This window comes from uncultured Sunxiuqinia sp. (genome assembly GCF_947495665.1).
Classification (GTDB): Bacteria; Bacteroidota; Bacteroidia; order Bacteroidales; family Prolixibacteraceae; genus Sunxiuqinia; species Sunxiuqinia rutila.
Genome location: NZ_CANLZV010000009.1, coordinates 1 through 23,394, shown reverse-complemented (window position 1 = coordinate 23,394; position 23,394 = coordinate 1). Strand labels below are relative to the sequence as shown.

Annotated in this window: 12 protein-coding genes; 9 read left to right on the top strand and 3 right to left on the bottom strand. The window is 40.4% G+C overall.

Going from position 1 to position 23,394, the window contains the following annotated elements:
- Window positions 1-3: 3 nt before the first annotated feature.
- From Q1A18_RS12255 to Q1A18_RS12245, 3 genes are all read right to left on the bottom strand, one after another.
- On the bottom strand, window positions 4-3,408 hold the full coding sequence (locus Q1A18_RS12255; RefSeq protein ID WP_299580385.1) for a TonB-dependent receptor: 3,405 nt from the start codon (window positions 3,406-3,408) through the stop codon (window positions 4-6).
- Between the two features lie 93 nt (window positions 3,409-3,501).
- Window positions 3,502-4,521 (bottom strand): FecR domain-containing protein, encoded by a 1,020-nt coding sequence (locus Q1A18_RS12250; RefSeq protein WP_299580382.1) that lies wholly within the window; start codon window positions 4,519-4,521, stop codon window positions 3,502-3,504.
- 78 nt (window positions 4,522-4,599) lie between these two features.
- A complete protein-coding gene (locus Q1A18_RS12245; RefSeq protein WP_299580379.1) occupies window positions 4,600-5,190 on the bottom strand; it encodes an RNA polymerase sigma-70 factor in 591 nt (196 codons plus the stop codon).
- 384 nt (window positions 5,191-5,574) lie between these two features.
- Between Q1A18_RS12245 and Q1A18_RS12240 the strand changes: the two genes are divergently transcribed.
- The 9 genes from Q1A18_RS12240 (at window position 5,575) to Q1A18_RS12200 (ending at window position 23,050) form a co-directional block, all read left to right on the top strand.
- Complete coding sequence (locus tag Q1A18_RS12240) at window positions 5,575-7,005, top strand: sulfatase (protein ID WP_299580376.1); 1,431 nt, start codon at window positions 5,575-5,577, stop codon at window positions 7,003-7,005.
- 80 nt (window positions 7,006-7,085) lie between these two features.
- Window positions 7,086-7,664 carry an RNA polymerase sigma-70 factor gene (locus tag Q1A18_RS12235; RefSeq protein ID WP_299580373.1) on the top strand — a complete coding sequence of 193 codons (579 nt, stop codon included), beginning with the start codon at window positions 7,086-7,088 and terminating at the stop codon, window positions 7,662-7,664.
- 76 nt (window positions 7,665-7,740) lie between these two features.
- Entirely contained in the window at window positions 7,741-8,730 is a 990-nt protein-coding gene (locus Q1A18_RS12230) for a FecR domain-containing protein (RefSeq protein WP_299580370.1), read from the top strand.
- Between the two features lie 214 nt (window positions 8,731-8,944).
- Complete coding sequence (locus Q1A18_RS12225; protein ID WP_299580367.1) at window positions 8,945-12,319, top strand: SusC/RagA family TonB-linked outer membrane protein; 3,375 nt, start codon at window positions 8,945-8,947, stop codon at window positions 12,317-12,319.
- 26 nt (window positions 12,320-12,345) lie between these two features.
- The gene (locus Q1A18_RS12220; RefSeq protein WP_299580364.1) at window positions 12,346-14,067 is read left to right on the top strand and encodes a RagB/SusD family nutrient uptake outer membrane protein; all 1,722 of its coding nucleotides are present in this window, start codon (window positions 12,346-12,348) and stop codon (window positions 14,065-14,067) included.
- A gap of 143 nt (window positions 14,068-14,210) precedes the next feature.
- Window positions 14,211-16,352 carry an alpha-L-fucosidase gene (locus Q1A18_RS12215; RefSeq protein WP_299580361.1) on the top strand — a complete coding sequence of 714 codons (2,142 nt, stop codon included), beginning with the start codon at window positions 14,211-14,213 and terminating at the stop codon, window positions 16,350-16,352.
- Between the two features lie 28 nt (window positions 16,353-16,380).
- A complete protein-coding gene (locus Q1A18_RS12210; protein WP_363322890.1) occupies window positions 16,381-18,528 on the top strand; it encodes an alpha-L-fucosidase in 2,148 nt (715 codons plus the stop codon).
- Window positions 18,529-18,879: 351 nt separating this feature from the next.
- Window positions 18,880-20,676, top strand: a complete 1,797-nt coding sequence (locus Q1A18_RS12205) for an alpha-L-fucosidase (RefSeq protein ID WP_299580359.1) — start codon at window positions 18,880-18,882, stop codon at window positions 20,674-20,676.
- Window positions 20,677-20,770: 94 nt separating this feature from the next.
- Window positions 20,771-23,050 (top strand): glycoside hydrolase family 95-like protein, encoded by a 2,280-nt coding sequence (locus Q1A18_RS12200; protein ID WP_299580357.1) that lies wholly within the window; start codon window positions 20,771-20,773, stop codon window positions 23,048-23,050.
- Window positions 23,051-23,394 lie beyond the last annotated feature (344 nt).

The following is a 23,394-nucleotide window of genomic DNA, read 5'->3' as shown; positions in this document are numbered from 1 at the left end:
TTGTTATAAATTAATTTGCAGTCCAACATTAAAGGAACGCTGTGTTGGGTAGCGTAAGCCAGAACCTCCACCTTGTTCCGGGTCCCAGTGTTTAAATGACGAAAATGTTAGTAGATTCATTCCGCTAACATAGAAACGTGCTCTTTTGTAGGTATAGCCAATTTCTGCATTTTTTAACTTTAAAAATGAGGCATCGCGTAGCCAAAAGTCAGATGCGGCAGAATTGTTGCCGTGTCCAATTTTAGTGAGTCGAGGATAGGCTGCATAAATATTCTGATTATCAGGACTCCAATGATCATCTGCGATAAACTGGAGCACATTATGACTTTTTTGAGTTCCAAACGGATGAAACCCTGACATCATCAATGAGGTATTTGCCACACCTTGAAAGAAACAGGAAAGATCGATGTTTTTATACTTTACAGAGGGACCAAAACCATAAACAATTTCAGGAACAGTAGGATGTCCCATAGTTACTTTATCATCGGAATTTATAATTCCATCATACTCTCCATCTGCATTGGGCTGGTCTAAGTACTTGATATCTCCGGGAGCAACATTTTCCGAAATTTGCTGGTCGGCACTATTGGCTATATGGTTCCAGTCAATGAAAAGATTATCTGAGATATAGCCTTCTATTCGGTTCAAATAGCTTCCAACACGCCTTAAGTGAGGATATTCCATATATGCGGGTTCATCGTAAGCGGTAATTTTGTTACGAGCAAATGTAAATGTTCCCTTAAATTGGATAGTCCAATCTTGGTCTAGAACCTTCCCATAATCCACTGCAAGGTCAAATCCTTGATTTCGTACGGCTGCAAAGTTTCCAAATACCTTTGTGCCAGATGTTCCGAGATAGTTCGGAATAGTTGCTTTTTGTTGAAAAATATTCTCCCGGTTCTCCCTGAAAAAATCCGCAACAATATTTAGGTTTCTAAATAGTTGCAAATCTGCTCCGATATTTAGCTTTCTGCCAACTTCCCAAGTGATGCCACTGTTGCTATAACGTACATACTTTGGCCCGGCCATTTCTGTTGTAGTTGAGCCATAGCCGGTTTTATATTTATCACTACCGCTTAAACTAATATCTGAAAGGTATACAAAACGGTCACTGCCAATTTGGTCATTTCCAACGAACCCATAGGAAGCTCGGAATTTCAGATTAGATATTGCTTTGCTTAGTGGTTCAAAGAAAGCTTCACGAGAGATGTTATAGCCAACTGCTATTGAAGGGAAAAACCCCCAACGATGATTTTTTGCAAAATTTTCAGACCCATTATAACCTAAGTTTAATTCAACTAAGTAGCGGTTGTCATATCCATAAGAGACACGGGCAGCAATCCCCTGCTTGCGTTTCGGCAATGAGGCCATAAGATTATCTGCCTTATTGTTGGCTAGTTGGTCTTGATTGTAAAGTAGCATTGCGTTTACATCATGTACTCCAAACTTTCGGGTATAATCAAAGTAAGTTTGGAGATAGACACGGCGGTTTCCACTAACTTGCCCAGAAGTAGAGAGTACTGGATCATTTTCTTCGCTTTGAGATTCAATCGTATAGGAATAGGTTCCATCTTCATTCAATGCATAGTCCGTAACACGGTAACTATTATACCCTTGTTCGCGTTTTGTACTTGTTGCTGAATTATTGCGAAATGAGGCCAATGCTTTGAATCGAAGCCCTTTGGTCAGTATATCGAGTTTTTGCTCAAACTCCAGGTTTGCTGTTATGTTACTGTTAAATGAATCTTCGTACCCTCTTACCAATTCTGCAAGTGGATTTATTCCGGAAATTCCTTCGGAGGTCCCTCCCCATTTTATCCAGGAGTCGTCTTCATTGCGTGGATACATTACAGGGAAAACCACAGGACTGGTATTAATAACTGATGAAAATAAACTGCCGATACCTTTGGATGGAGAACGTTTGGTTTGAAGTTGAGTGTTTAGCTTAAGCCCAACTTTTGAGGTTTGGGATAGCTTTAGATTAATATTGTTCTGAAATACATAGCGGGATAGGTTAATGTTGTTTTTATATGAAAAGAACTCATTACTTCTTCCTCTCAACATTCCCTCTTGATGATTGTATCCTACATTCATGAAATAGTCAAGTTTTTTTCCTCCTCCTCTGACATTGAAATTGACATTTTGAGACATGGAGGATGATTTGAAAATTTCATCATACCAGTTAACATCAGGAAATACATATGGGTTGAGTCCTAGTTCGGTGCCTCTTATTTCGTCATTGGTGTATAGCCTGTCGCCCAATGATTGGTTACGTACAGCTTCATTAAATAAGCTCATATATTGGGGGGCTGAAACGAACTCAGGAATAGATGTTGGGGTGTTTACAGTATTCTCTAATCGTACATTAATAACAGGGCGTTTCATGTCGGCACCGCTTTTGGTTGTTATTATGAGTACTCCATTTGCCCCTCGTGTACCATACATTGCAGTTGCAGTTGCATCTTTCAAAATTGAGAAACTTTCAATCGTTTCAGGAGGAAGCGCATTCAAGCTGGATTTAGAAGATTCAACTCCGTCAATTACGATTAATGGGTCTTTAGCTCCGCTTAGAGTTGATATTCCCCGGATGTAAAAATTAGCCCCATCGGCTCCTGGCTCTCCACTTCGCTGGAAAGCAATTACCCCAGATAATCGTCCTGCAAAGGCACTTGAAAGGTTTGTTGCGGGAACAACTAAATCATCGGGCCGTATGCTTTGAATAGAGCCAACGATGCTTTCCTTTTTTTGAGCTGTACCAAAAGCAGTAACAACAACCTCATCTAACCCTTTGGCTTCTGCAATCATTGTGACATTTATCGTGCTTTGATCAGAAACTACTATTTCTTGTGATTTCATGCCAATAAATGAAAACAGTAGAGTGATGCTCTCCTGTTTTGAAACCTTTAATGAATAGTTACCTTCAGTATCGGTTATTGTTCCTTGTGTCGTTCCTTTTAATACAACAGTTACGCCAGGAAGAGGCTGTCCTGCATCATCTTGAACTCTTCCCTTTATTATTAGTGGTTGTTGCGCATTTGCTTGCTTACTTGTAGTCAGAATGATTTGTTTATCAATTATTCGGTAGTCTATTTTATTGTTTACAAACAACTCACTCAGAACTTCCTTGATGGTTGTTTCTTCAAAATTGACTTTGACTTTTCGAGTAAGGTCAATTTGGTTTTTATTGAAGATAAACCGGTATTCTGATTGATCTTCAATTTTGTTGAGCACATTCTCAAGGCTTACAATTTCATGCTTTAGAGTGATTTTTGCACTTTGAGAATACCCGGTTGAAGCAGCTGTTTGAAAGATACTTGCCAGGGTAAAAAATAAGGCTAGGCGCATAACTTTAAATGTTTTTGAAAGAACATGACTTTGCCATGTTCTTTCCCCATGTTTTTTTTTCATAAATTTGAAATGTTTAGTACTTAGTTAAAAAATCGTCTATATGCTAAATGTAAGAGGAAGTGTTGCGAGCATTTCCTCTTTTTTTTAGTTACTTTAATTTTTTGAGATAGTGAGCTTTTGAGATTTTCCCTCTCCTGTTTTATTTTGGTTTTGATTAGTTAGTTCGTATTTGATTGGTAATGCTAAAGACATGTAGTTCAACAATTCGCTAAGTCGGCCAATCTCGATATCAGCTCTGAATAGTTGATTGTCAAGTCCTTCTGTTTTTAGTTCGACTTCTATATTGTAATAGCGTTCTATTTTGCGACAAACTTCTTCCAGGTTTTCATTATTGAAAATCAAACGACCTTTCTTCCAAGCTGTATAGCTACTTGCATCTACATGGGACAGGGCCAATTCATTTTTTTCTGATTGAAATTGTAATTTCCTATTGTTGCTTAGCTGTTCCTGAAACTGATTCTCATTGCCGGCAACTTGCACCAATCCTGATAATACAACGACTTCGGAAATTGGATCATCATTGTAGTTTAGTACATTGAATTGGGTTCCTAATACACGAACAGTAATGTCATTCAATTCTACAGTGAATTCGTTCTTCGGATCACGTTTGACATCGAAAAAAGCCTCTCCATTAACGCTAACATTCCGAGCTTGATTAAAGTCCAGATTGTAAGCAATGGATGATCCACCGGCAAGCCAGCCACTGGAGCCATCCGGTAAGGTGAACTTTGTTCGTGTTCCTTCCGGGCAATGCAATTCAACAAGGTTACTCGTATTTTTAGTGTGTATGCCGGCTTGGTAGTTGAGCGTGAAAATCAAAATCAAGGGTAAAAGCAAAGATGCTGCAACCGCTGATATGCTTAGGAGTAACTTCCTTTGCTTTTGATTTTTTTCAAATAGAATATCGTATTTGACTTTATACAGGACATGCTTTAAGTCAGCCGATGGAATGCTGTCATCTGATAAAATATGATGCCATTGGTTTTGTTGAAAATCTTCTGTCTCCCGCTCCTTCTTTTGTCTTCCAAGGTAATCGATAACAGAGGATACGGAAGAGAAAGAGCGTTTCCCTTCAAATATATTTTCAAAATCTTTTTTCTTCGAAGTTGTCATTTTGATATCCTTTTTGTCAAGCTGATATACTTTAAAGACAAGTTCAAAAAAAATGGTACTATGTTTCGAAGAATTTTTTTAGCGATAAAATAAAACCAGGAATAGGGAATTGGATAATCCGCTTTCTTTGGCAGCCTTCTTAAGAAAAGCAACAGCCGATGTAATTTGGTTTTTTACAGTTGCTTCTGAAATATTGAGATAGTTGGCAATCTCAGAGATGTCAAGCCCTTCTTTTCGGCTTAGAAGAAATATTTCCTTTCGTTTTGGCGGTAACTGGTCAATCAGTTGGTCAACTTCTTTGATGACAGATTCGTAATCCAGCTCATCCGCATCCGATTCTTTTTCAAAAAGGTAATTTTGAGCAATCAATTGCTTATGCTTTTCCTGAACCAGCTTTTTGTTGAAATAGTTCCGAATGTTGTTTAAGGCAATTTGATAGAGGTAAGATTTAAATGCTTTTTCCGATCGAATTTCCTTTTTGTGCTTCCAAAGGTTCAGAAAAACATCTTGTACAATCTCTTCGGCTTCCTCTTTTAAATCGAGGTATTTATTGACAAAGTTGAATAACTTGCTGGCATACAGTGCAAATAACGCGTCAAAAGCAGCCGAATCTCCGTTTTTAAATTTTTGGATTAATTCTAATTCGTTATTTGTTTGATTGTTAGGCAACTTGGTTTATTTTAAACTTAAAAATGCTCTTTGAGTGCTTAAATATAAAGCATCCTAGCGTAAGTAGGAAAATTGTTGGCCAGTTTATCTAACTATTCTTTGTGTTTAGTTCTGATAGTTCTATCTGCTAACTTCGCTTTGGTTTTTAGTAAATCTTTTTATTGAAAAAGAATCCTATTTATAGGTCTATTTGGAACGCATTGAAGCGCAAAAACAGGTAGACAGAATCATGATAATATTTTTTTTAGAAGTGAGCCTCTCAAATAAATTCTGGAAATTTGTTGGGATAACGATAACCTGTAGGTAGATTTGTTATTGAAATTTTTGAAGAGAACTTATTCTGAACTTCAATTTTAAACTACGACTATTTACGACTGACTAACGATGGAATTACACAAAAATCTAAGCCTTGCTTTAAGTGGTGCAGCTTTGCTTTCGCTGTTTTCTTTTGCAGGATGTAATACAGCTAAAGAACGGGCTCAGGCTCCGCAAAACTCAACTCCCAATATCCTAATAATTAATATCGATGATATGGGCTGGCGCGATGTCGGCTTTATGGGCTCGGAGTATTACGAAACGCCAAACCTAGATCAGCTGGCCGGACAAGGAATTGTTTTCACCAATGCCTATGCGGCGGCAGCTAACTGTGCTCCAAGCCGTGCTTGCCTGATGAGCGGACAATGGACTCCCCGACATGGAATTTATACGGTTGGTAGCTCAGAACGAGGTAAGAGAAAAGACAGAAAGTTGATTCCCACGCCAAACACGGAATACCTGGATGACGAATTTCTGCTGATCCCTGAAGTTCTGAAAAAGGCAGGCTACACGACCTGTCATGCCGGAAAGTGGCATTTATCCGACGATCCTTTGGAGAAGGGATTTGATGTCAATATTGGTGGTAGTCATGCCGGAAATCCGGGGAGTTACTACCCACCTTATAGAAATGTTCCATCGCTTAAAGCTCCGTCTGAGGATTATTACCTGACCAACCTGGTGATGGATAAAACCCTTGATTTTTTGCGTACAGTTGAAAAGGAACCCTTTTTCCTTTATTATTCGCCTTATGCAGTTCACACTCCGATCCAACCGGTGAAGGATTTGCTGGAGAAATATGAGAATAAAGCGGCTTCAAATGGGCAAGGCAATGCAGCATATGCCACCATGGTTGAGAACCTGGACAGGCAAGTTGGGCGGTTGATTGACTTATTGGAAAGCTCAGGCAAGTTGGAGCATACTTTTATTCTTTTTACTTCGGACAATGGTGGCCTTTACCCAATTTCAAAACAATGGCCGCTTCGGGCGGGTAAAGGAGCTTATTACGAGGGTGGGATTCGCGAGCCCATGTTTGCGGTTTGGTCAGGGAAAATTCAAGCCGGAAGACAATCGGATCTTCCAGTAACGAATCTCGATTTCTTTCCCACTATTTTAGAGGTGGCCGGAGTCGAAAAACCGGAAGCCCTGAACCTGGATGGTGAAAGTCTCTTGCCGGTATTAATCGGTGAAGGGACTATACAGGACCGGGCTCTTTTTTGGCATTTCCCGGTTTATTTGGAGGGGGGTAATCAGGAAACCCAGGATCCGATCTTCCGAACCCGGCCAGGTTCAGCAATCCGATTGGGAGACTGGAAACTTATTGAGTATTTCGAAAACGATGATTTGGAGCTTTATCATTTGAAGGATGATATAGGTGAGAAAAATAACCTGGCTATCGCAAACCCTGACAAGCGTGATGAATTACACCAGCTCTTAATTGACTGGCGGGTAAAAACACAGGCACCAGTGCCTTTGACACCCAATGCGGATTACCAGGAGTAAAAAGAATTGTTCTAATCGATCTTTGGCAGTCTTTTTTAAAAAATTGCACATTCGATTTATTCGTTATTTTTGCGTCCACTATGACTCTGCTAAACGATAAAACACGATTCCTAAAAATCAGAGAAGGGGATGAAACGGCCTTTAATGAGACGTTTGAGTCCTATTATTCCCGATTGTGTTTTTTTGCTGATAACATCATTCATGACTACGATCAATCCAGTTCGATTGTGCAACAGGTGTTTGTCGATCTTTGGCTGAAGCGGGAACGCTTGGATGTGGTGTATTCGCTGAAAGGATTCTTGTTTCGGGCAGTTCGAAATCAGGCTTTAGATTGGTTAAGGCATCGTAAAGTAGAGTCGGAATATTTGCAGGAACAGAGCTTTAAGCAGGAAGAAGCGGTCTTTTTGGATCAATTGGAGCTTGCCGAGCTAAATGACAAAATCAATACCGCTATTCAGGAACTTCCCGAACGGTGCCGGGAAATTTTTGTTTTGTGTCGTTTTGATGGTCTGAAATATGCTGAAATAGCTTCGCGCCTTGAAATTTCAGTGAAAACAGTAGAAACACAAGTAAGCATTGCCTTAAAAAAAATCAAAGCTAAAGTTTCAGATTCACAGTATCTTAATCTTTTGGCTTTTGTTTTTTCGAAAAAAAACTGATTTTCTTTTCAGGGGATTTGCTTTCGAATACGTCTCAGGGTAAAGTGTTCATTTAATCAAGCAATATTCTCAACGAATGGATGATCAGCACATCGAATTTTTGATTACCCGAAAGCTTAGTGGTGAGGCTACACCTAAAGAACTGGCTCAGTTTGAAGCGTGGGTTTGTTCCAGCGAACAAAACCGAAAAAGTTTTGAGCAAATTCGTCGTATCTGGCAAAACAGCAAGCGACCGATCAGTAGCCACGATGTCCAAAGGGCCTTATCAAACGTTAAAACAACAATTCATAAAAAAGAAGAGCACATCCCGAAGAAACGCCTGATGCGACGATGGATGCAGGCTGCAGCAGTTATTGCCATGCCTTTACTTCTTGCGCTTGGCTGGTACTTGGGAACACAATCAATTGGTTCTGAAAAACTCTACAGTGAATTGATTGCTCCTGAAGGACAGGTGGCAGAAAGTATTCTGGCCGACGGAACACATGTTTGGTTGAATGCCGGCTCTTCATTGCGTTATGATCCTTCGTTTCAAGGAGACCAGCGAAATGTTGAACTGATTGGTGAAGGATATTTCAAGGTGAGTAAAAATCCGAAAAAACCATTCGTCGTTAAAACCAGTAAGCTTCAGGTAAAAGTGTTAGGAACCTCATTCAATGTGAGGGCTTATCCGGATGAAAATCATACCGAAGCAGTACTGGAAGAAGGTGTCATTGAAATGTACTTGACGGATTATCCCAATCAGGCCCCCGTGAAAATAAAACCGGGGGAGCAAGCAATTTATAATCCAGAGCAAAAGAATATTCAGATTCAGGAAGCAGATACCTATTTTCACACGGCCTGGCGCGACCGAAAGTTTGTGTTTAAAGATGCTGAACTGAAAACCATTATCTATCATTTAGAGCGATTTTATAAGGTGCGGTTTCACCTGAAAGACGAGGCAATGGGAGAGACACGCTTTCGCGGAACTTTTGAGTATGACCAAAATATTTTGAATGCTCTGGAAGCTATCGAGCAAACAACATCCATTCACTTCCGGGTGGAAGGACGCGACATTTGGATGGAATAACCAGTAATTTACCTATAACTAATTCTTCAAAATTTCATGAGATGGAAAGAACTGACTAACGCTTAGAACATTAAAAAAACAACAGGATTAGCGCCAACTAATCCTGCTGTAAAAAACGAAAATCATTTTTTAACGATTAACAATCAAATTTATGAAAAAAATTCCATGTTCGAGCGGAGGTGGTATGCCTGCGCTCAAAAAACTGAGATTAATTATGAGGCTAAACTTATTTCTATTGCTCATATCGGTTTTTCCAGTGGCTGCCGGAGTGAATGCTCAAAATGCCAAACTCAATCTCAAAATGACTAAGGCTACGATTGCTGAGGTTTTTGATGCCATTGAGCAGAAATCGGATGTCTATTTCTTTTACAATAAAGAAGAAGTGGATGATACGCAATTGGTAGATGTCGAGTTTAAGAATAAAACACTCGAAGAAGTTTTAGACTATTTTGAGAAAAATTTGTCTGTCAATTACCAGCTTGCAGGAAAGAATGTAATTATCAAACCACAAGAGGGAGACTTGTCTGCACAACAGAAGCGAAAGATTACAGGAAAGGTGACCGACTCATCCGGGCAACCACTTCCCGGTGTAACTGTCTTGGTTAAAGGAACAACTAAAGGGGCAGTCACTGATTTTGATGGGAATTATTCGATTGAGGATGTTACTATTAGTGGGACTTTAGTATTTTCTTTTGTTGGCATGCGAACCCAGGAAGTTGTTGTTGGAAATCATTCAACAATTGACGTGATTATGGACGATGATGCTATTGGTTTGGATGAAGTTGTTGCTGTTGGATATGGTAGCCAGAAAAAAGTAAGTTTAACCGGCTCTATTGCGCAGATAAACAGCGATGAATTAACCGTAACTCCGGTTGGTAACGCCGCTATAGCAGTTGCCGGTAGGATGCCCGGTGTTATTACAAAACAAACTTCAGGTATGCCGGGCGACGACAATGTAAATATATCAATACGTGGATTTGGAGCACCACTCGTTTTGGTGGATGGTATTGAAACCAATTTCGAACGCATCGATCCAAACGAAATTGAATCGATTACTGTTTTAAAGGATGCTGCAGCAGCTATCTACGGTTCAAGAGCAGGAAACGGGGTTATTTTAGTGACCACCAAACGGGGCGAAATGGGTAAGCCCGTTATTGAGTTTAAAAACAGTTATTCCCTGCAACGTCCTGTGGTTTATCCGAAGTATGTTGATGCTGGCGGATTTGCCGAGATGTGGCGTGAAGCCAACCTGGCAGATGGTATCGATCCGATGATTATTGTCGGAGGTGAATTGGTTCCGCTCACTCCTGAAGTGGTAGATAACTTTAGGAATGAAGCTCCCGGTTATTACAATACCGATTGGGAGAATGTTTTATTCCGGAATGATGCCCCAATGGTTGAGAATAGCCTTACTGTTAGAGGAGGTAGCGATAAGATTAAATTCTTTACATCGCTGGGACACCTTAACCAACGAAGTATTTTGGCTTCTGATGATGTTTCATTTAAGCGATATAGTGCGAGGGCAAATATTGACGCAGAGATCAACAAGAACCTGACCTATTCACTCGACCTTGCGTACCGGAACGAATTCAGAGAACGTCCGGGAGGTGATGTTGGTGAAATTTTTAACGGATTGGATGTTGCAGCACCGATTTATCCCAAAGTACCAGGCGATGATATGGCATCCTACCTGGGTAGCGACCAGACTTCAATTGATGGATTATCGGAAAGGAACATTTCCGGATTTACAGAAATTAGCAATGACATTTTTAGCGGGAACATGAGCCTTAAATACGACTTGCCCTTTATTAAGGGCTTGTCACTGAAAGCTAAATTATCGTATTTCTATAACGGCGAGTTCTATAAGGACAGAGGACTTAAATTTGATATTTACACTCTCGATTCAGAAGGCAACCCATTTATATTGCATCACAGAGAAACTGACGGCGGAAACATGACTGAGACTTTCCGTAAAAACATACAAATTTATCCACTCCTTTCAGCCGAATACGATACCCAGATTGATGAAAATAACAAATTGAATGTATTAGTGCTTGCCGAGCAAATTGACAATCGTGGTTTTAACTTTAGTGGCTACAGGGGGCAGTTTCTCTCCAGAGAATTAAACGAGTTTTTTGCCGGAAGTGAAACCGGCCAAAATGTCTCTGGTGGTTCAAGTGAAACAGCACGAAGGAGTTATGCAGGTCGTTTAAATTATAGTTACAAAGATAAATACCTTTTATCAGGGACTTTCCGCTTCGATGCTACTTCAGAATTTCCGCTAGACAGCCGCTGGGGATTCTTCCCAAGTGTATCGGCAGGTTGGCGAATTAGTGAGGAATCGTTTTTTAATGAAAATGTTGTTAATAACTTAAAGTTAAGAGCATCGTATTCTGAGGCCGGAGTTGACAATATCAATAATGCATTTCAGCATCTTATCGGTTTTAATGTTCAGGGTGGAGAACCCTACCTGTTCGGAAATAACGAAGCTTATGCACGAATAAGAGCAACCGGCTTACCCAACCCTAATGCTACCTGGGAAAATGTAACAACCTATAACTTAGGTGTAGATGTTGCTATCCTGAACAATAAAGTTACTTTCGAGGGTAATGTTTTCTATCGCGAAAGAACGGGCATCTTGGCAAATTCAACTGCCCAAATACCCAGTACATTCGGGCTGGGGCTACCACAGGAAAACATAAATAGCCAAAACAACCGTGGTTTCGATGCTACGTTGACCTATCAGGGGAAAACCGGTGATTTTACCTACACGGTTTCTGGTAATATTACATTAACCCGGGCAAAATGGGATCACTACGAAGAAGATGAATACACTGATCCCGATCAAATTCGAATTTATAAAAGATCAGGGCAATGGACCAATCGTATTTTTGGATATGTGACGGATGGTTTCTTTGATTCGCAAGCCGAAATCGATGCACTTCCCTACGATCAGGATCAGCATGGTAATGCTACCTTGAAACCGGGAGACATTATCTACAAAGACATAAACAATGATGAAGTAATTGATTTCAGAGATCAGATTGAACTGGGTTATGGCAGTTTCCCTGACATGTCGTACGGAATAAGGTTAGCCGGATCTTTTAAAAACTTTAGTGCAGATATGCTATGGCAGGGAGCTAGTCATTTTAACATGTCGATTGCTGGTGCGCCACGTAGCCCGTTTACAAACAACACGGCGGTTCCACAAACATTTTATGAAAAATACAGATGGATACCGGATGATCCAACCAATCCGACTAAAAATATTAATCCTGATGCGGAACTGCCAGCAGTCCATTCTAATGGGACCATGGGCAACAATTCCAAAATGTCAGATTTGTGGCTAAAGGATGGAACTTACCTAAGGTTGAAAAGCCTGAATATATCGTATCACATTCCTAGCCAGTTAATTAAAGGTGTTTTTGAAGGAGCTACGGTTTTTGTTAGTGGTACCAACTTACTTACCCTTAGTAAATTGGGTATATATAAAGACAGTTTTGACCCGGAGTTCTCAGGTGTTAATTCTTCAACCTGGGTATTTCCAAACCAACGCTCGATTTCTTTAGGAGTGAATATAGTACTATAGAAGTATTAATTAATAAATCTAAAAAAATGAATAAAATAATATATATAATTTTATTAGGCTTATTATCACTGCTGTTTGTAAATTGCAGCGATGATTTTCTGGATAAATCACCTAAAAGTCTAATTTCGGAGGTGGATGTTTTCAAAGATCCAAACCTCGTTGATGCACTACTTGCCGATTTGTATAGCCGTACTCAGTTTCAGTACCAGGGAGGTTCTAACCATAACTTGGGTGCCTGGTGGCAGATTGGTGGCGAAGCCAGAGTATTTGGCCCCTGGCAGGATCCTTGGAATATGACGTATGACATACCGGATGAAAGTGGCTCAAAAAAATACGATTATTGGGTATATGGTAATATTAGAGCTTACAACGATTTTATCCAAAAAATCGAAGCAAACGAAATTCTTGATCCTGAGGTTATTAAAATTAAATCGGCAGAAGCTAAATTTCTTCGTGCCTGGTGTTACTTCGAAATGGTACGTCGGTATGGTGGTGTACCACTTATTCTTGCTCCCCAGGACAAGGATGTAGACGATTTGTTTGTGCCAAGAAATAGTGAAAAAGAGATCTATGATTACCTCGACACTGAACTGGATGAAATTGCAGATGCATTGCCCGAGGTGACAGAAGCCGGTAGGGCAAATAAATACGCTGCTTATGCATTGAAAAGTCGTGCGATGTTATACGCCGCAAGTGTTGGTGAATTTGATGGCAGGGTGCAACTCGACGGAATACTTGGAATGAACGCAAGCGAAGCAGGTGCCTATTGGCAAAAAGCATACAATGCCGCCGATGCCATTATTAAAAGTGGAAAATATGCATTATACAACAAAAATGCCGATCCGGCTCAGAACTTCATCAATCTATTTCTAGATGAAAGCGAGAATCCTGAACCTATTTTCTCTGTTTTATTTGATGGTGCTGCGGGTAAAGGGCATATGTACGACAATATTGGTATGCCTATGGGATTTGCTTCCTGGAACTCGAATTATGGTCCGTACCTGGAAATGGTGGATTATTTTGATTTTGTTGATGGAAGGTCGGGAAAGATTGATCGTTCCGAATTTAATTCCGAAAACCATTGGGATGTTCATGATTTGTTTGGAAAACGTGACCCTCGGTTTAGGGCGTCTATTTTTTATCCGGAATCGCAATTTCAGGGCAAAACCGTTTGGATGCACATGAGATCTATTGGTACACGTCCGGCAGATTCCGATGTTCCAAACGCCGGGCCAAATCGTAACTGGCAGCGCACTGGATTACTTACCCGTAAAAGGATTGACGAAAGTTACGTGAATCCACTTGCCGGTTATAGCAGCACCGATTACTATGTTTTCAGGTATGCTGAAGTACTTCTTAACAAAGCTGAAGCAGCATTCTATCTAAACAAGTCCGGAGAGGCACTTGCATTGGTGAACGAAGTACGTGCACGTGCAGGTATGTTCCCACTAACAGAAATCACGGAAGAATTAATTCGTAAGGAGCGTCAGGTGGAGTTGGTGTTCGAAGACCAGCGCTTTTGGGATGTAAGAAGATGGAGAACGGCTTACGATGATCTGAATACAGTTTACAAAGGATTAGAATTTACCTATGATTTTGATGCTACTGATGGTAAAAATTATATCGTTACTGTAAAAAATGCAGACGGTGCGAACCCGCATATTTTCGAAGAACGTTTTTATTATTTTCCACTGGGGCTAGGTCGAATTTCTGATAATCCAAACCTTGTAGAAAATCCTGGCTATTAGTAATTGTATTGATTGGCTTATTTATAATATTGGGGATAAGAATCTTATCCCCAATATTATAAATAAAATGATAATTGAAGAAGAACAGCAATTTAAATGCGTTATACCAATAATATTTTGAAGTAGTTTAGGGGAGATTTGTTATGAAAGGTTTATTGACTGGATTATTAATCATAGGAGCAATTTCTGTAATTGCTCAAAATACAGAACCAAAATTTATAAAGAATTCATATTACGATGGCACATCGGTATTAGTCAATCCGGGCATATCGAATGATGATATGGTTAAAATTGCAGCTGAAGTCCGTCCGTCGGCTCGTCAAGTACGCTGGCAGCAATATGGCATGTTGGGATTTGTCCATTTTAACCTGAATACATTTACCGGCCGGGAATGGGGTACGGGGCACGAGAATTTGTCCATATTTAATCCTGCCGGTCTGGATGCCGACCAATGGGTTGCAACCTTTAAAAGTGCCGGGATTCAATCGGTAATAATGGTTTGTAAGCACCACGACGGATTTTGCCTTTGGCCAAGTACATCCCGGGAACGAACCATTGCGCAGACACCATATAAAAATGGAAAAGGTGATATTGTAAGGGAATTTATAGATGCCTGCCGAAAAGAGGGAATTAAAACCTGTATATACTATTCGCCTTGGGATAAACAAGAACCTTACGGCAAATTGGAATACAACGATTTAATGATAAATGAGCTAACTGAACTGCTCACCAGATATGGCAACATTGATCTGGTGTGGTTCGATGGAGCAGGTATTGATCCCAAAACAAGTGGTGTAAAAATGGACTTCGATTGGCCACGAATTTACAATACAATAAGAACCTTGCAACCACAGGCCTTAATTTCAGGAGCCGGACCCGATATCAGATGGGTAGGAAATGAAGGCGGCAGAGGCCGTTTTACCGAATGGAGTGTGCAGGGAATCCATTTGCCTGAAGCTGATTTTTCAGGTTTTGACTCTCAGGTTCCTTTGATGGCAGCCAATCTTGGACACATCGAGCAGTTACAAGGTGCTAAGCAGCTGGCATGGTACCCCGCGCGGGGTGGCTTACCAATCCGCTATGGCTGGTTTTGGAAAGAAGGCCAGCAGCTGAGAACCTTGCAGTATATGGTGAACTCGTATTTTGAAACCGTAGGTCAAAACAGCAATGTACTTGTTAACCTTTCTCCCGATAATCATGGGTTAATCCCCAGCGAAGATGTGGTGCTTATGAAAACATTTGGTGAGTATCTGTCGGCTATGTTCAAAAAAAATTATACGGACGGGGCAGTGGCAAAAGCCAGTTCTGTTAGAGAGGGAGGCTATGCTGCCAATTATCTTTTTGATGATGATTTGAGAACCTGCTGGCTGGCTCCGGAAGATGAATCAAAAGGAGAAATCTTGGTTGATTTGTATGGTGTGCAAAGTTTTAATGTGGTAAAACTGCAGGAAAATATTGTGGATTTCGGACAGCGTATAGAAGAGTTTGAAGTAGATGCCTGGATCAACTCCGCTTGGAAAATAATCGGAAAAGGAACTACCGTGGGCATAAGAAGATTGCTTCGGGTTGAACAAACCAAAACCAATAAATTGCGACTAAGAATTACCAAAAGCAGGATGAGCCCTTCGCTGGCTACACTGGAGTTATACTTTGCTCCGCAAATAAAGGAAGGCCCTGAAATTACCCAAAATAAGAAAGGAGAAATTCTAATCAACGGAAATGGATTACCTATATATTACACCGTTGATAACACCAGTCCTTTTGGCGAAAAGGCTGAGCTTTACCGGAAGCCTTTCCGTTTGCCTGTGGGTGGATATGTCAGGGCAATTGCAGGTGACAGAAATAGCGGGAACTGGAGTAGCGAAAGCTCAAAAACAATAGGCATAGAATCGCAACCTTGGAAAATAAAGGGAGGCGATGAAAGCCGGTACCTGGCCGACTATGATCCTGCCACAAGCACTGAATTTGATTTAACTGAAAAAAACGGCGGGGAAATTCTGATTGAACTCAATCGGCAAACAAAACTTTCAGGTTTTAGTTATTTGCCCCCACAAGGCGCTCCCAACGAGCCTGGACGTGTTGAGAGTTACACCTTTTATACGAAAAATGAGAACGGGAAATGGATAGAGGTATGTTCCGGTGATTTTGGGAATATTGATAATAATCCGATTGAACAAACAGTGAACTTCAAAGATCAAATAATATCGCACGAAATAAAAATTGTAATAAACCGTGCTACCCGAAAACAAACAGTGGCTAAAGTTGCTGATCTTCGCTTGTTTTAATGCTTCAAACTAAACAAGAACCCATAAGATGAACAAGACTATAATAAATATAATATGCATCACGTTACTAACAAATGCCTTTGGATGGGCGCAGCAAACGCCGGTTAAGTACATAAAAAACTCTTACTACGATGGCGTTTCAGTTACTTGTCCTGAGAATGCTTCAGCAAAAGATAGAATTGAACTTGCGTCTAAGGTACGCCCGTCGGCTCGTCAGCTTCGCTGGCAACAGTATGGAATGTTAGGCTTTATTTGTTTAAACCTGAACACCTATACTGGAGCAGAATGGGGAAACGGGAATGAGGATCTATCCATATTCAATCCTAAAAAGCTGGATGCCAATCAGTGGGTGCAAACTTTTAAAAGTGCGGGGATTGAATCAATCATCCTGGTTTGCAAGCACCACGATGGATTTTGCCTTTGGCCAAGCAAATACCGCGAACGTACTATTGCACAAACACCTTACAAAAACGGGAAAGGAGATATTGTCAGGGAATTTGTTGATGCCTGCCACAAAGAGGGAATTGGTGTTTGCATGTATTATTCGCCCTGGGACATGCAGAAACCTTATGGCAAAGAGGAGTACAACGACCTCATGATAAATGAGCTAAAGGAACTTCTGAGCAACTACGGCTTGGTAGATTTGGTCTGGTTCGATGGGGCAGGTATTGATACTAAAACTAGTGGCGTTACTATGCATTTCGACTGGCCACGAATTTACAATACGATCAGAACCTTGCAACCCCAGGCTTTAATTTCGGGAGCTGGACCCGACATCCGTTGGGTAGGAAACGAAGGTGGCAGAGGCCGATTTACCGAATGGAGTGTGCAGGGAATCCATTTACCGGAAGCTGATTTTTCGGGTTTTGATTCTCAAGTTCCTTTAATGGCAGCTAATCTTGGTCATATCGAACAGTTACAAGGTGCACAGCAGTTAGCCTGGTACCCTGCCCGCGGTGGTTTACCAATTCGTCATGGCTGGTTTTGGCATCCTGGACAAAGCTCTAGAACACTTTCTTATTTGGTCAATTCCTATTTCGAAACAGTTGGCCAAAACAGCAATTTGCTGGTAAATCACTCGCCTGATACCTTGGGCTTAATTCCCGAAAAAGACGTGCATCTTATGACAGATTTTGGGAACTATCTGAAAATTATGTACAAAAATAATTTTGCAGACGGGGCAACCGCCACTTCATCCTCTGTACGAGATGGAGGCTATGCAGCCAATTATCTTTTCGACGATGATTTAAGAACATGTTGGGTTGCAAAAAAAGACTCAACAACTGGCGAAATAACAATAAACTTATATGATAACCATGAATTTAATGTAATTGAACTTCGTGAAGCTATTACGGAATTTGGGCAAAGAATTGAAAAGTTTAAAGTGGATTACTGGACAGGTTCGGAATGGGCAAAGGCAGGAGAAGCCACAACTATTGGATTCAGAAGGCTTTTGAGAACAGCAGATATCAAAACCAATAAAATAAGAATAACCATCCTCGAAAGTCGTAAAAGCCCGAGCTTAGCCACACTTAAACTCTACTTTGCTCCGCATCTTGTGGCACCGCCTATCATAAAACAGGATGCTCAGGCAAAGGTAAACATTAGTAGTGCCGATGCTGTAATCAGGTACACCATCGATGGAACATCTCCTGTAAACTCGGAATCGACCCTGGTCTATTCGGAACCATTTGAATTCCCCGAAGGTGGGCTTGTGAAAGCCGTTTCTGTATCTGAAGATAATAAAAGCTTTCAGCAGATAAGTTCATCATTTGCCGGCAAGAATCCTGATAAGTGGAAGATTAAGGGGCTATTTAATCACAAAGCCCTTATGGATTTTAATGCTGAAACCTGGACAGAATTCAGTTCGGAAAGTGCTCCTGCTATTGAAATTCAATTTAATGGAAGAACAAAAATCAAGGGATTTAGTTACACCCCCAAGCAAGGGGAAATGACCGGCTATGCACATATTCAACATTATAAAATCTTGATGAAAGATGAGGATGGCAATTGGCAAATAATAAAAACAGGCGCTTTTGGCAATATGCATAATAATCCTATTGTGCAGAATGTTTGGTTCGACAAAACGGTTTCAACCGATGGATTTAAAATTGAAATAAGCGATGGCAAGAAAAACTCGTCAAGGTTCGTTGCTGCCGGGCTTGAAATTTGGTAAAAAGTAAATCTACTTTTTCAATATTTGCCGAATTACACCCCGGTTTAGAAAATAAAAGACATGGAAAACAGAAGCATAAATAACTAAAACAAGGAGCTGGAAACGCTATTGAACAAGTGTGTTTTTTGAACTTTAGTTCTGAAAATATAAAATAGCCATACTTTTCCAGGCGCATTAAATGTGTAACATAAAATGAATCAGCAATACGATCATTACAAGGACACGATGTTTTCAGTCCGAGCAAATAACGAATAACATAAACAAATCAATGTTTTTTATTTATTTACTAACTCAGGATTTCTTTATATTTTTTTAATATCAGAATTTAACAGCATCTAAATCAATTAAATTATGCCTAAACAGATTTTACTAATATTATTAAGTACCATCTTATTTACAATATCAGCCCGGGCTCAGTGGTCTGTTCTTGAATCGGACACAAGCAACCACGCCAAATGGAACCTTGTTCAACGCTTTTCTACAGAAGAATGGAACGCTAGTAACTTTGCTTCTGAAGATGAAATGCAATGGTTTAATGATACCCGTTACGGGATGTTTATTCACTTTGGTCTTTCGACCTACATCGGTAAAGAGCTAAGCTGGGGGATGTGTTACACCCGCAAAGCACCCGATGGCATGGGGGGGGGACACGGCCCCATTGCCGATAGTGTTTGGGTGAAATATCCAGAGCATTTTGTGTTCGAAAATTTTGATGCCCGCAAATGGGTGGATATTGCCCAAAAAGCCGGAATGAAATATATCGTTACCATTGCCAAGCATCACGATGGATTTCACCTGTGGGATACTAAATATTCTGATTTTAAAGTGACCAACACTCCTTTTGGGCGTGACTACCTTAAAGAAATTGCCGATGCTTGCCACGAAGCCGGGATGAAATTTGGGATTTATTATTCTCAGCGTGATTGGTATCATCCGGATTATGAACCATTAGATACCAGTCTCATTGAACCAATAAGGCAACCTCCGTATTACAAAGCCCGCCCCGGAGTAACCGAAATAAAGCCTGGCCCAAACCATCAGAAGTACATCGATTACCAGTTTAATGTGGTGCGCGAATTGTGCACAAACTACGGTAAAGTTGATGTTTTTTGGTTTGATGCCTGTTGGTGGGGAGGCATGTTCACGGCCGATATGTGGCAGTCAGAGAAACTTACCCGGATGATTCGGGAACTTCAGCCTGGTATTATCATCAATAATCGGGCGAGTATCCCAGGCGATTTTGATACGCCTGAACAAAAAATTGGTATGTACCAGGAACGTTCATGGGAAAGTTGCTTAACACTTTGTAGTTCCTGGTCGTGGTCAGATACCCCGGTAAAGACAAAAAAACAACTTGTTAAAATCATCACAGCAACGTCTTGTGGCAATGGGAATGCTTTACTGAGCTGGGGCCCAAAATGGGAAGGAGCTTTCGATCCCAAACAGGTTCATCGGCTTGAAGAGGTAGGTGACTGGTTGCAATTATACGGACATACCATTTATGAAACCAAGGGAGGACCATGGTATCCTGAAAACTGGGGAGGCAGTACCTATAAAGGGAATAAGGTCTATGTGCATGTAACTGATGTTTTAACAGACCGGCTGCTTTTGCCTGCTTTAAACAATCGGTTGAAGTCAGTAAAATGCCTTACTGGGGGGGAAATAGAATATGAGCAAAGCCCCAAAGCCATAGTATTCGATCTGACCAATGTCAATGACACCAAAGAATCGATCATTGTCGAATTGGAATTTGAAAACAAGATTGATGGAATGGCTCCCCATCGCGGACAATTATCAAAGTTCTCAGATCCGGTTTACGGGAGTATCCTATGGGCAAAAGAAGAACTGGTAGGAAAGGAAGTATTGCGTGTTGATTTGAAAGAAATAGTGCATGCTACAGGAATTGCTATTAGTGAATTAACTCTAAATATTAAACAAAAAGTAAAAGTTGAGGTATCAGCGGATGGTAAAGAATGGAAAGAAATAGCTAAAGAGGTTCCGGAACAGGGAAAATGGGAGCTTACTATCTCCAATTTTAGCGCAGGAATTCAACTCCCTGGAGTAGACACAAGGTACATTCGTATTCATACAACGAAAAGTGATTCACCTGAACTTTACATTAAAAATTTAGTCGTTTATGGTAAATAGTATGAATTAAATGAAGAGATATTGTGTAAGTCAATATTCAGTATCTTAAACTTAACAAATACGAATAGTAACTATTTATGCAAATTATAGAGAAATGAATAAAATAACTGTCCTGTGTATAGCACTCTTATTGTTTTCCTGTACAAAAAGGAGCATTAAAGAAAATAGCAAAAAAGATAAGCTGGTTTTTACGGAATTAGCAACGGTATGGGACGAGGCTATGCCACTTGGAAATGGAATGGTTGGTAATCTCATATGGCAAAAAAATGGGAAGCTCCGCTTTTCGCTCGACCGGGCTGATTTGTGGGATTTACGCCCAATGGAAAGTATTGACTTCGACAAATGGAAGTTCCGTGATGTGTATGAGTACTGGAAAGCTGATAACTATTTGAAAATACAGGAAACCTTTGATCATCCTTACGGAAAATTGCCGGCACCGTCAAAAATTCCTGCCGGTGCTTTGGAGTTTGAAATTGAAGCGCTTGGGAAAGTGAAAGAGGTTAGCTTAGATATTGAAACAGCGACATGTATGGTAGAATGGGAGTGTGGTGCACAACTCACCACTTTTGTCCATGCCGAAAAGCCAGTCGGTTGGTATAAGTTTGAAAACCTTCCGGAAGCTGTAACTGTGAGTTTAATATCCCCGGCTTATAATCGTGAAAATGAAGAAACAGGTATTACACAATCAAAAAATGCCCTTAATACACTGGGATATGAACAAGGTGAAATTATAGAAACTAAAAATTCGTTGACTTACAGTCAAAAAGGCTGGGATGATTTTGCCTATCAGATTAGTACCCGGTGGGAAGCAGGAAATAATAGCTTATCGGGCTGCTGGTCGGTGTCGTCTGAAAAAAAGGATTGGGAGCTTACTCCCAAAGCTATTGATGTAGTTCAGGATGAAATAAAGACCGGTTACCAAAAGTCTATGAGTAGTCATTTGACGTGGTGGTCAAATTATTGGGCACAATCGTCGATAACGATTCCTGATTCGATACTCCAGAAACAATATTACATGGAAATGTATAAATTCGGTTCGGCAGCACGGGCTGATGCTCCTCCTATTTCTTTGCAGGCAGTATGGACTGCTGATCATGGTAAATTGCCACCATGGAAAGGCGATTTTCATCACGATTTGAATACTCAGTTAAGTTATTGGCCGTCGTATGCTGGTAATTATTTAAACCTGGAAGAAGGCTTTATTAACTGGCTTTGGAAATACAGAGATAATTTTAAACAGTATACCAAAGATTATTTTGAGGTAGAGGGGTTAAATGTCCCCGGTGTTTCCACACTGGAAGGAAAAGCAATGGGAGGCTGGATACAGTATGCCTTGGGACAAGGGGCAAGTGCCTGGTTGGCACATCATTTTTATTTACACTGGCAGTTTTCGCAAGATCGAGAGTTTCTGGAAAAAAAGGCATATCCGTGGTTAAAAGACGTAGCTGTATTTCTGGATGAAATATCGGTGATAGGGCCAGATGGTAAACGAAAACTAAAAATCAGTTCGAGCCCGGAAATCTATAACAACTCAAGAGAAGCCTGGTTTGCTGAAACGACCAACTTTGATCTGGCTTTGATTCGTTGGAATCTTGAAAAAACAGCTGAGTTGGCTACTGAATTGGGCTTGAACAATGAGGCTGAGAAATGGACAAAAAAATTAGAAGAATGGCCAGAACTGGCAATTCATTCGGAAACGGGATTTATGTTTGCCCCGGGTTTCCCATACAATGAGTCGCATCGCCATTTTTCACACTTGCTGGCTTTTCATCCACTGGGAATAGTCGATTTTTCGAAAGGAGAAAGCGATAAGATAATTATTGAGAATACTCTAAAAAACCTTGAAGCAAACGGATCTTCAAGGTGGACGGGGTACTCCTTCAGCTGGCAGGGGAATCTTTATGCCCGTGCTTTTGATGGCGAAAAAGCAGTGGAGGTATTGAAGACGTTTGCTAAGTGCTATTGTTTAAAAAACTCGTTTCATGTTAATCGGAACCAATGCAAAGATGGGCAGACTGGTACAACATATCGTCCATTTACTCTGGAAGGAAACTTTGCTTTTGCTTCAGCCATCCAAGAGATGTTGATTCAGAGCCATACCGGCGTTGTAAAGGTGTTTCCAGCAATTCCAGCTTCATGGAAAGATGTGGCCTTTGAAAATTTAAGAACCTATGGTGCATTTCTGGTTACTGCGGAAATGAAGAATCGTAGGGTGAACAAAATTGTTGTTAGCTCAGAACGTGGTGGAAAATTTATATTAGAGAATCCTTTTGGAAGCGGTGATTTTATTTGTTCAAAGAAAGTGGAGTCTAAGGATAATCTTATTGTGGTTGATTTAATGAAAGATGAGGTTATAACGCTTAATGCTAATTAGTATTAGATTAGAAAGGAGATAAGCTATTTTTAGGAAAGCCTTCTTCCGGCTGTGGGAGGTGTTCTGCCAGGGGGGAGCAGGATTTCCAATACATTTTGTAAGTTCTTCCAGCTAAAAAGCCAATCTTTCCAGCCAAGTGGGGGATCATTCCTGTAAAAAACGGAATCATTCCTCATCTTTTGGCTGTTCGGATTGGCTTTTTTCGTTTTCTTCCCAGTATACTTTTTATAATAGATCGTTAGATTTTCTTATTCCTGACTGTTAGATTGAGAGTGTTCAACAAACTGTGTCATGTAAACAAAAATGAATGTTTTAAAATTTACATGATATGGGAAAAGAAAAGT

What these genes read in the sequence shown, in the direction of transcription:
- Q1A18_RS12255 (WP_299580385.1), bottom strand. Translation starts at nt 3,408, where the DNA reads ATGAAAAAAAAACATGGGGAAAGAACATGGCAAAGTCATGTTCTTTCA.
- Q1A18_RS12250 (WP_299580382.1), bottom strand. Translation starts at nt 4,521, where the DNA reads ATGACAACTTCGAAGAAAAAAGATTTTGAAAATATATTTGAAGGGAAA.
- Q1A18_RS12240 (WP_299580376.1), top strand. Translation starts at nt 5,575, where the DNA reads ATGGAATTACACAAAAATCTAAGCCTTGCTTTAAGTGGTGCAGCTTTG.
- Q1A18_RS12235 (WP_299580373.1), top strand. Translation starts at nt 7,086, where the DNA reads ATGACTCTGCTAAACGATAAAACACGATTCCTAAAAATCAGAGAAGGG.
- Q1A18_RS12230 (WP_299580370.1), top strand. Translation starts at nt 7,741, where the DNA reads ATGGATGATCAGCACATCGAATTTTTGATTACCCGAAAGCTTAGTGGT.
- Q1A18_RS12225 (WP_299580367.1), top strand. Translation starts at nt 8,945, where the DNA reads ATGAGGCTAAACTTATTTCTATTGCTCATATCGGTTTTTCCAGTGGCT.
- Q1A18_RS12220 (WP_299580364.1), top strand. Translation starts at nt 12,346, where the DNA reads ATGAATAAAATAATATATATAATTTTATTAGGCTTATTATCACTGCTG.
- Q1A18_RS12215 (WP_299580361.1), top strand. Translation starts at nt 14,211, where the DNA reads ATGAAAGGTTTATTGACTGGATTATTAATCATAGGAGCAATTTCTGTA.
- Q1A18_RS12210 (WP_363322890.1), top strand. Translation starts at nt 16,381, where the DNA reads ATGAACAAGACTATAATAAATATAATATGCATCACGTTACTAACAAAT.
- Q1A18_RS12205 (WP_299580359.1), top strand. Translation starts at nt 18,880, where the DNA reads ATGCCTAAACAGATTTTACTAATATTATTAAGTACCATCTTATTTACA.
- Q1A18_RS12200 (WP_299580357.1), top strand. Translation starts at nt 20,771, where the DNA reads ATGAATAAAATAACTGTCCTGTGTATAGCACTCTTATTGTTTTCCTGT.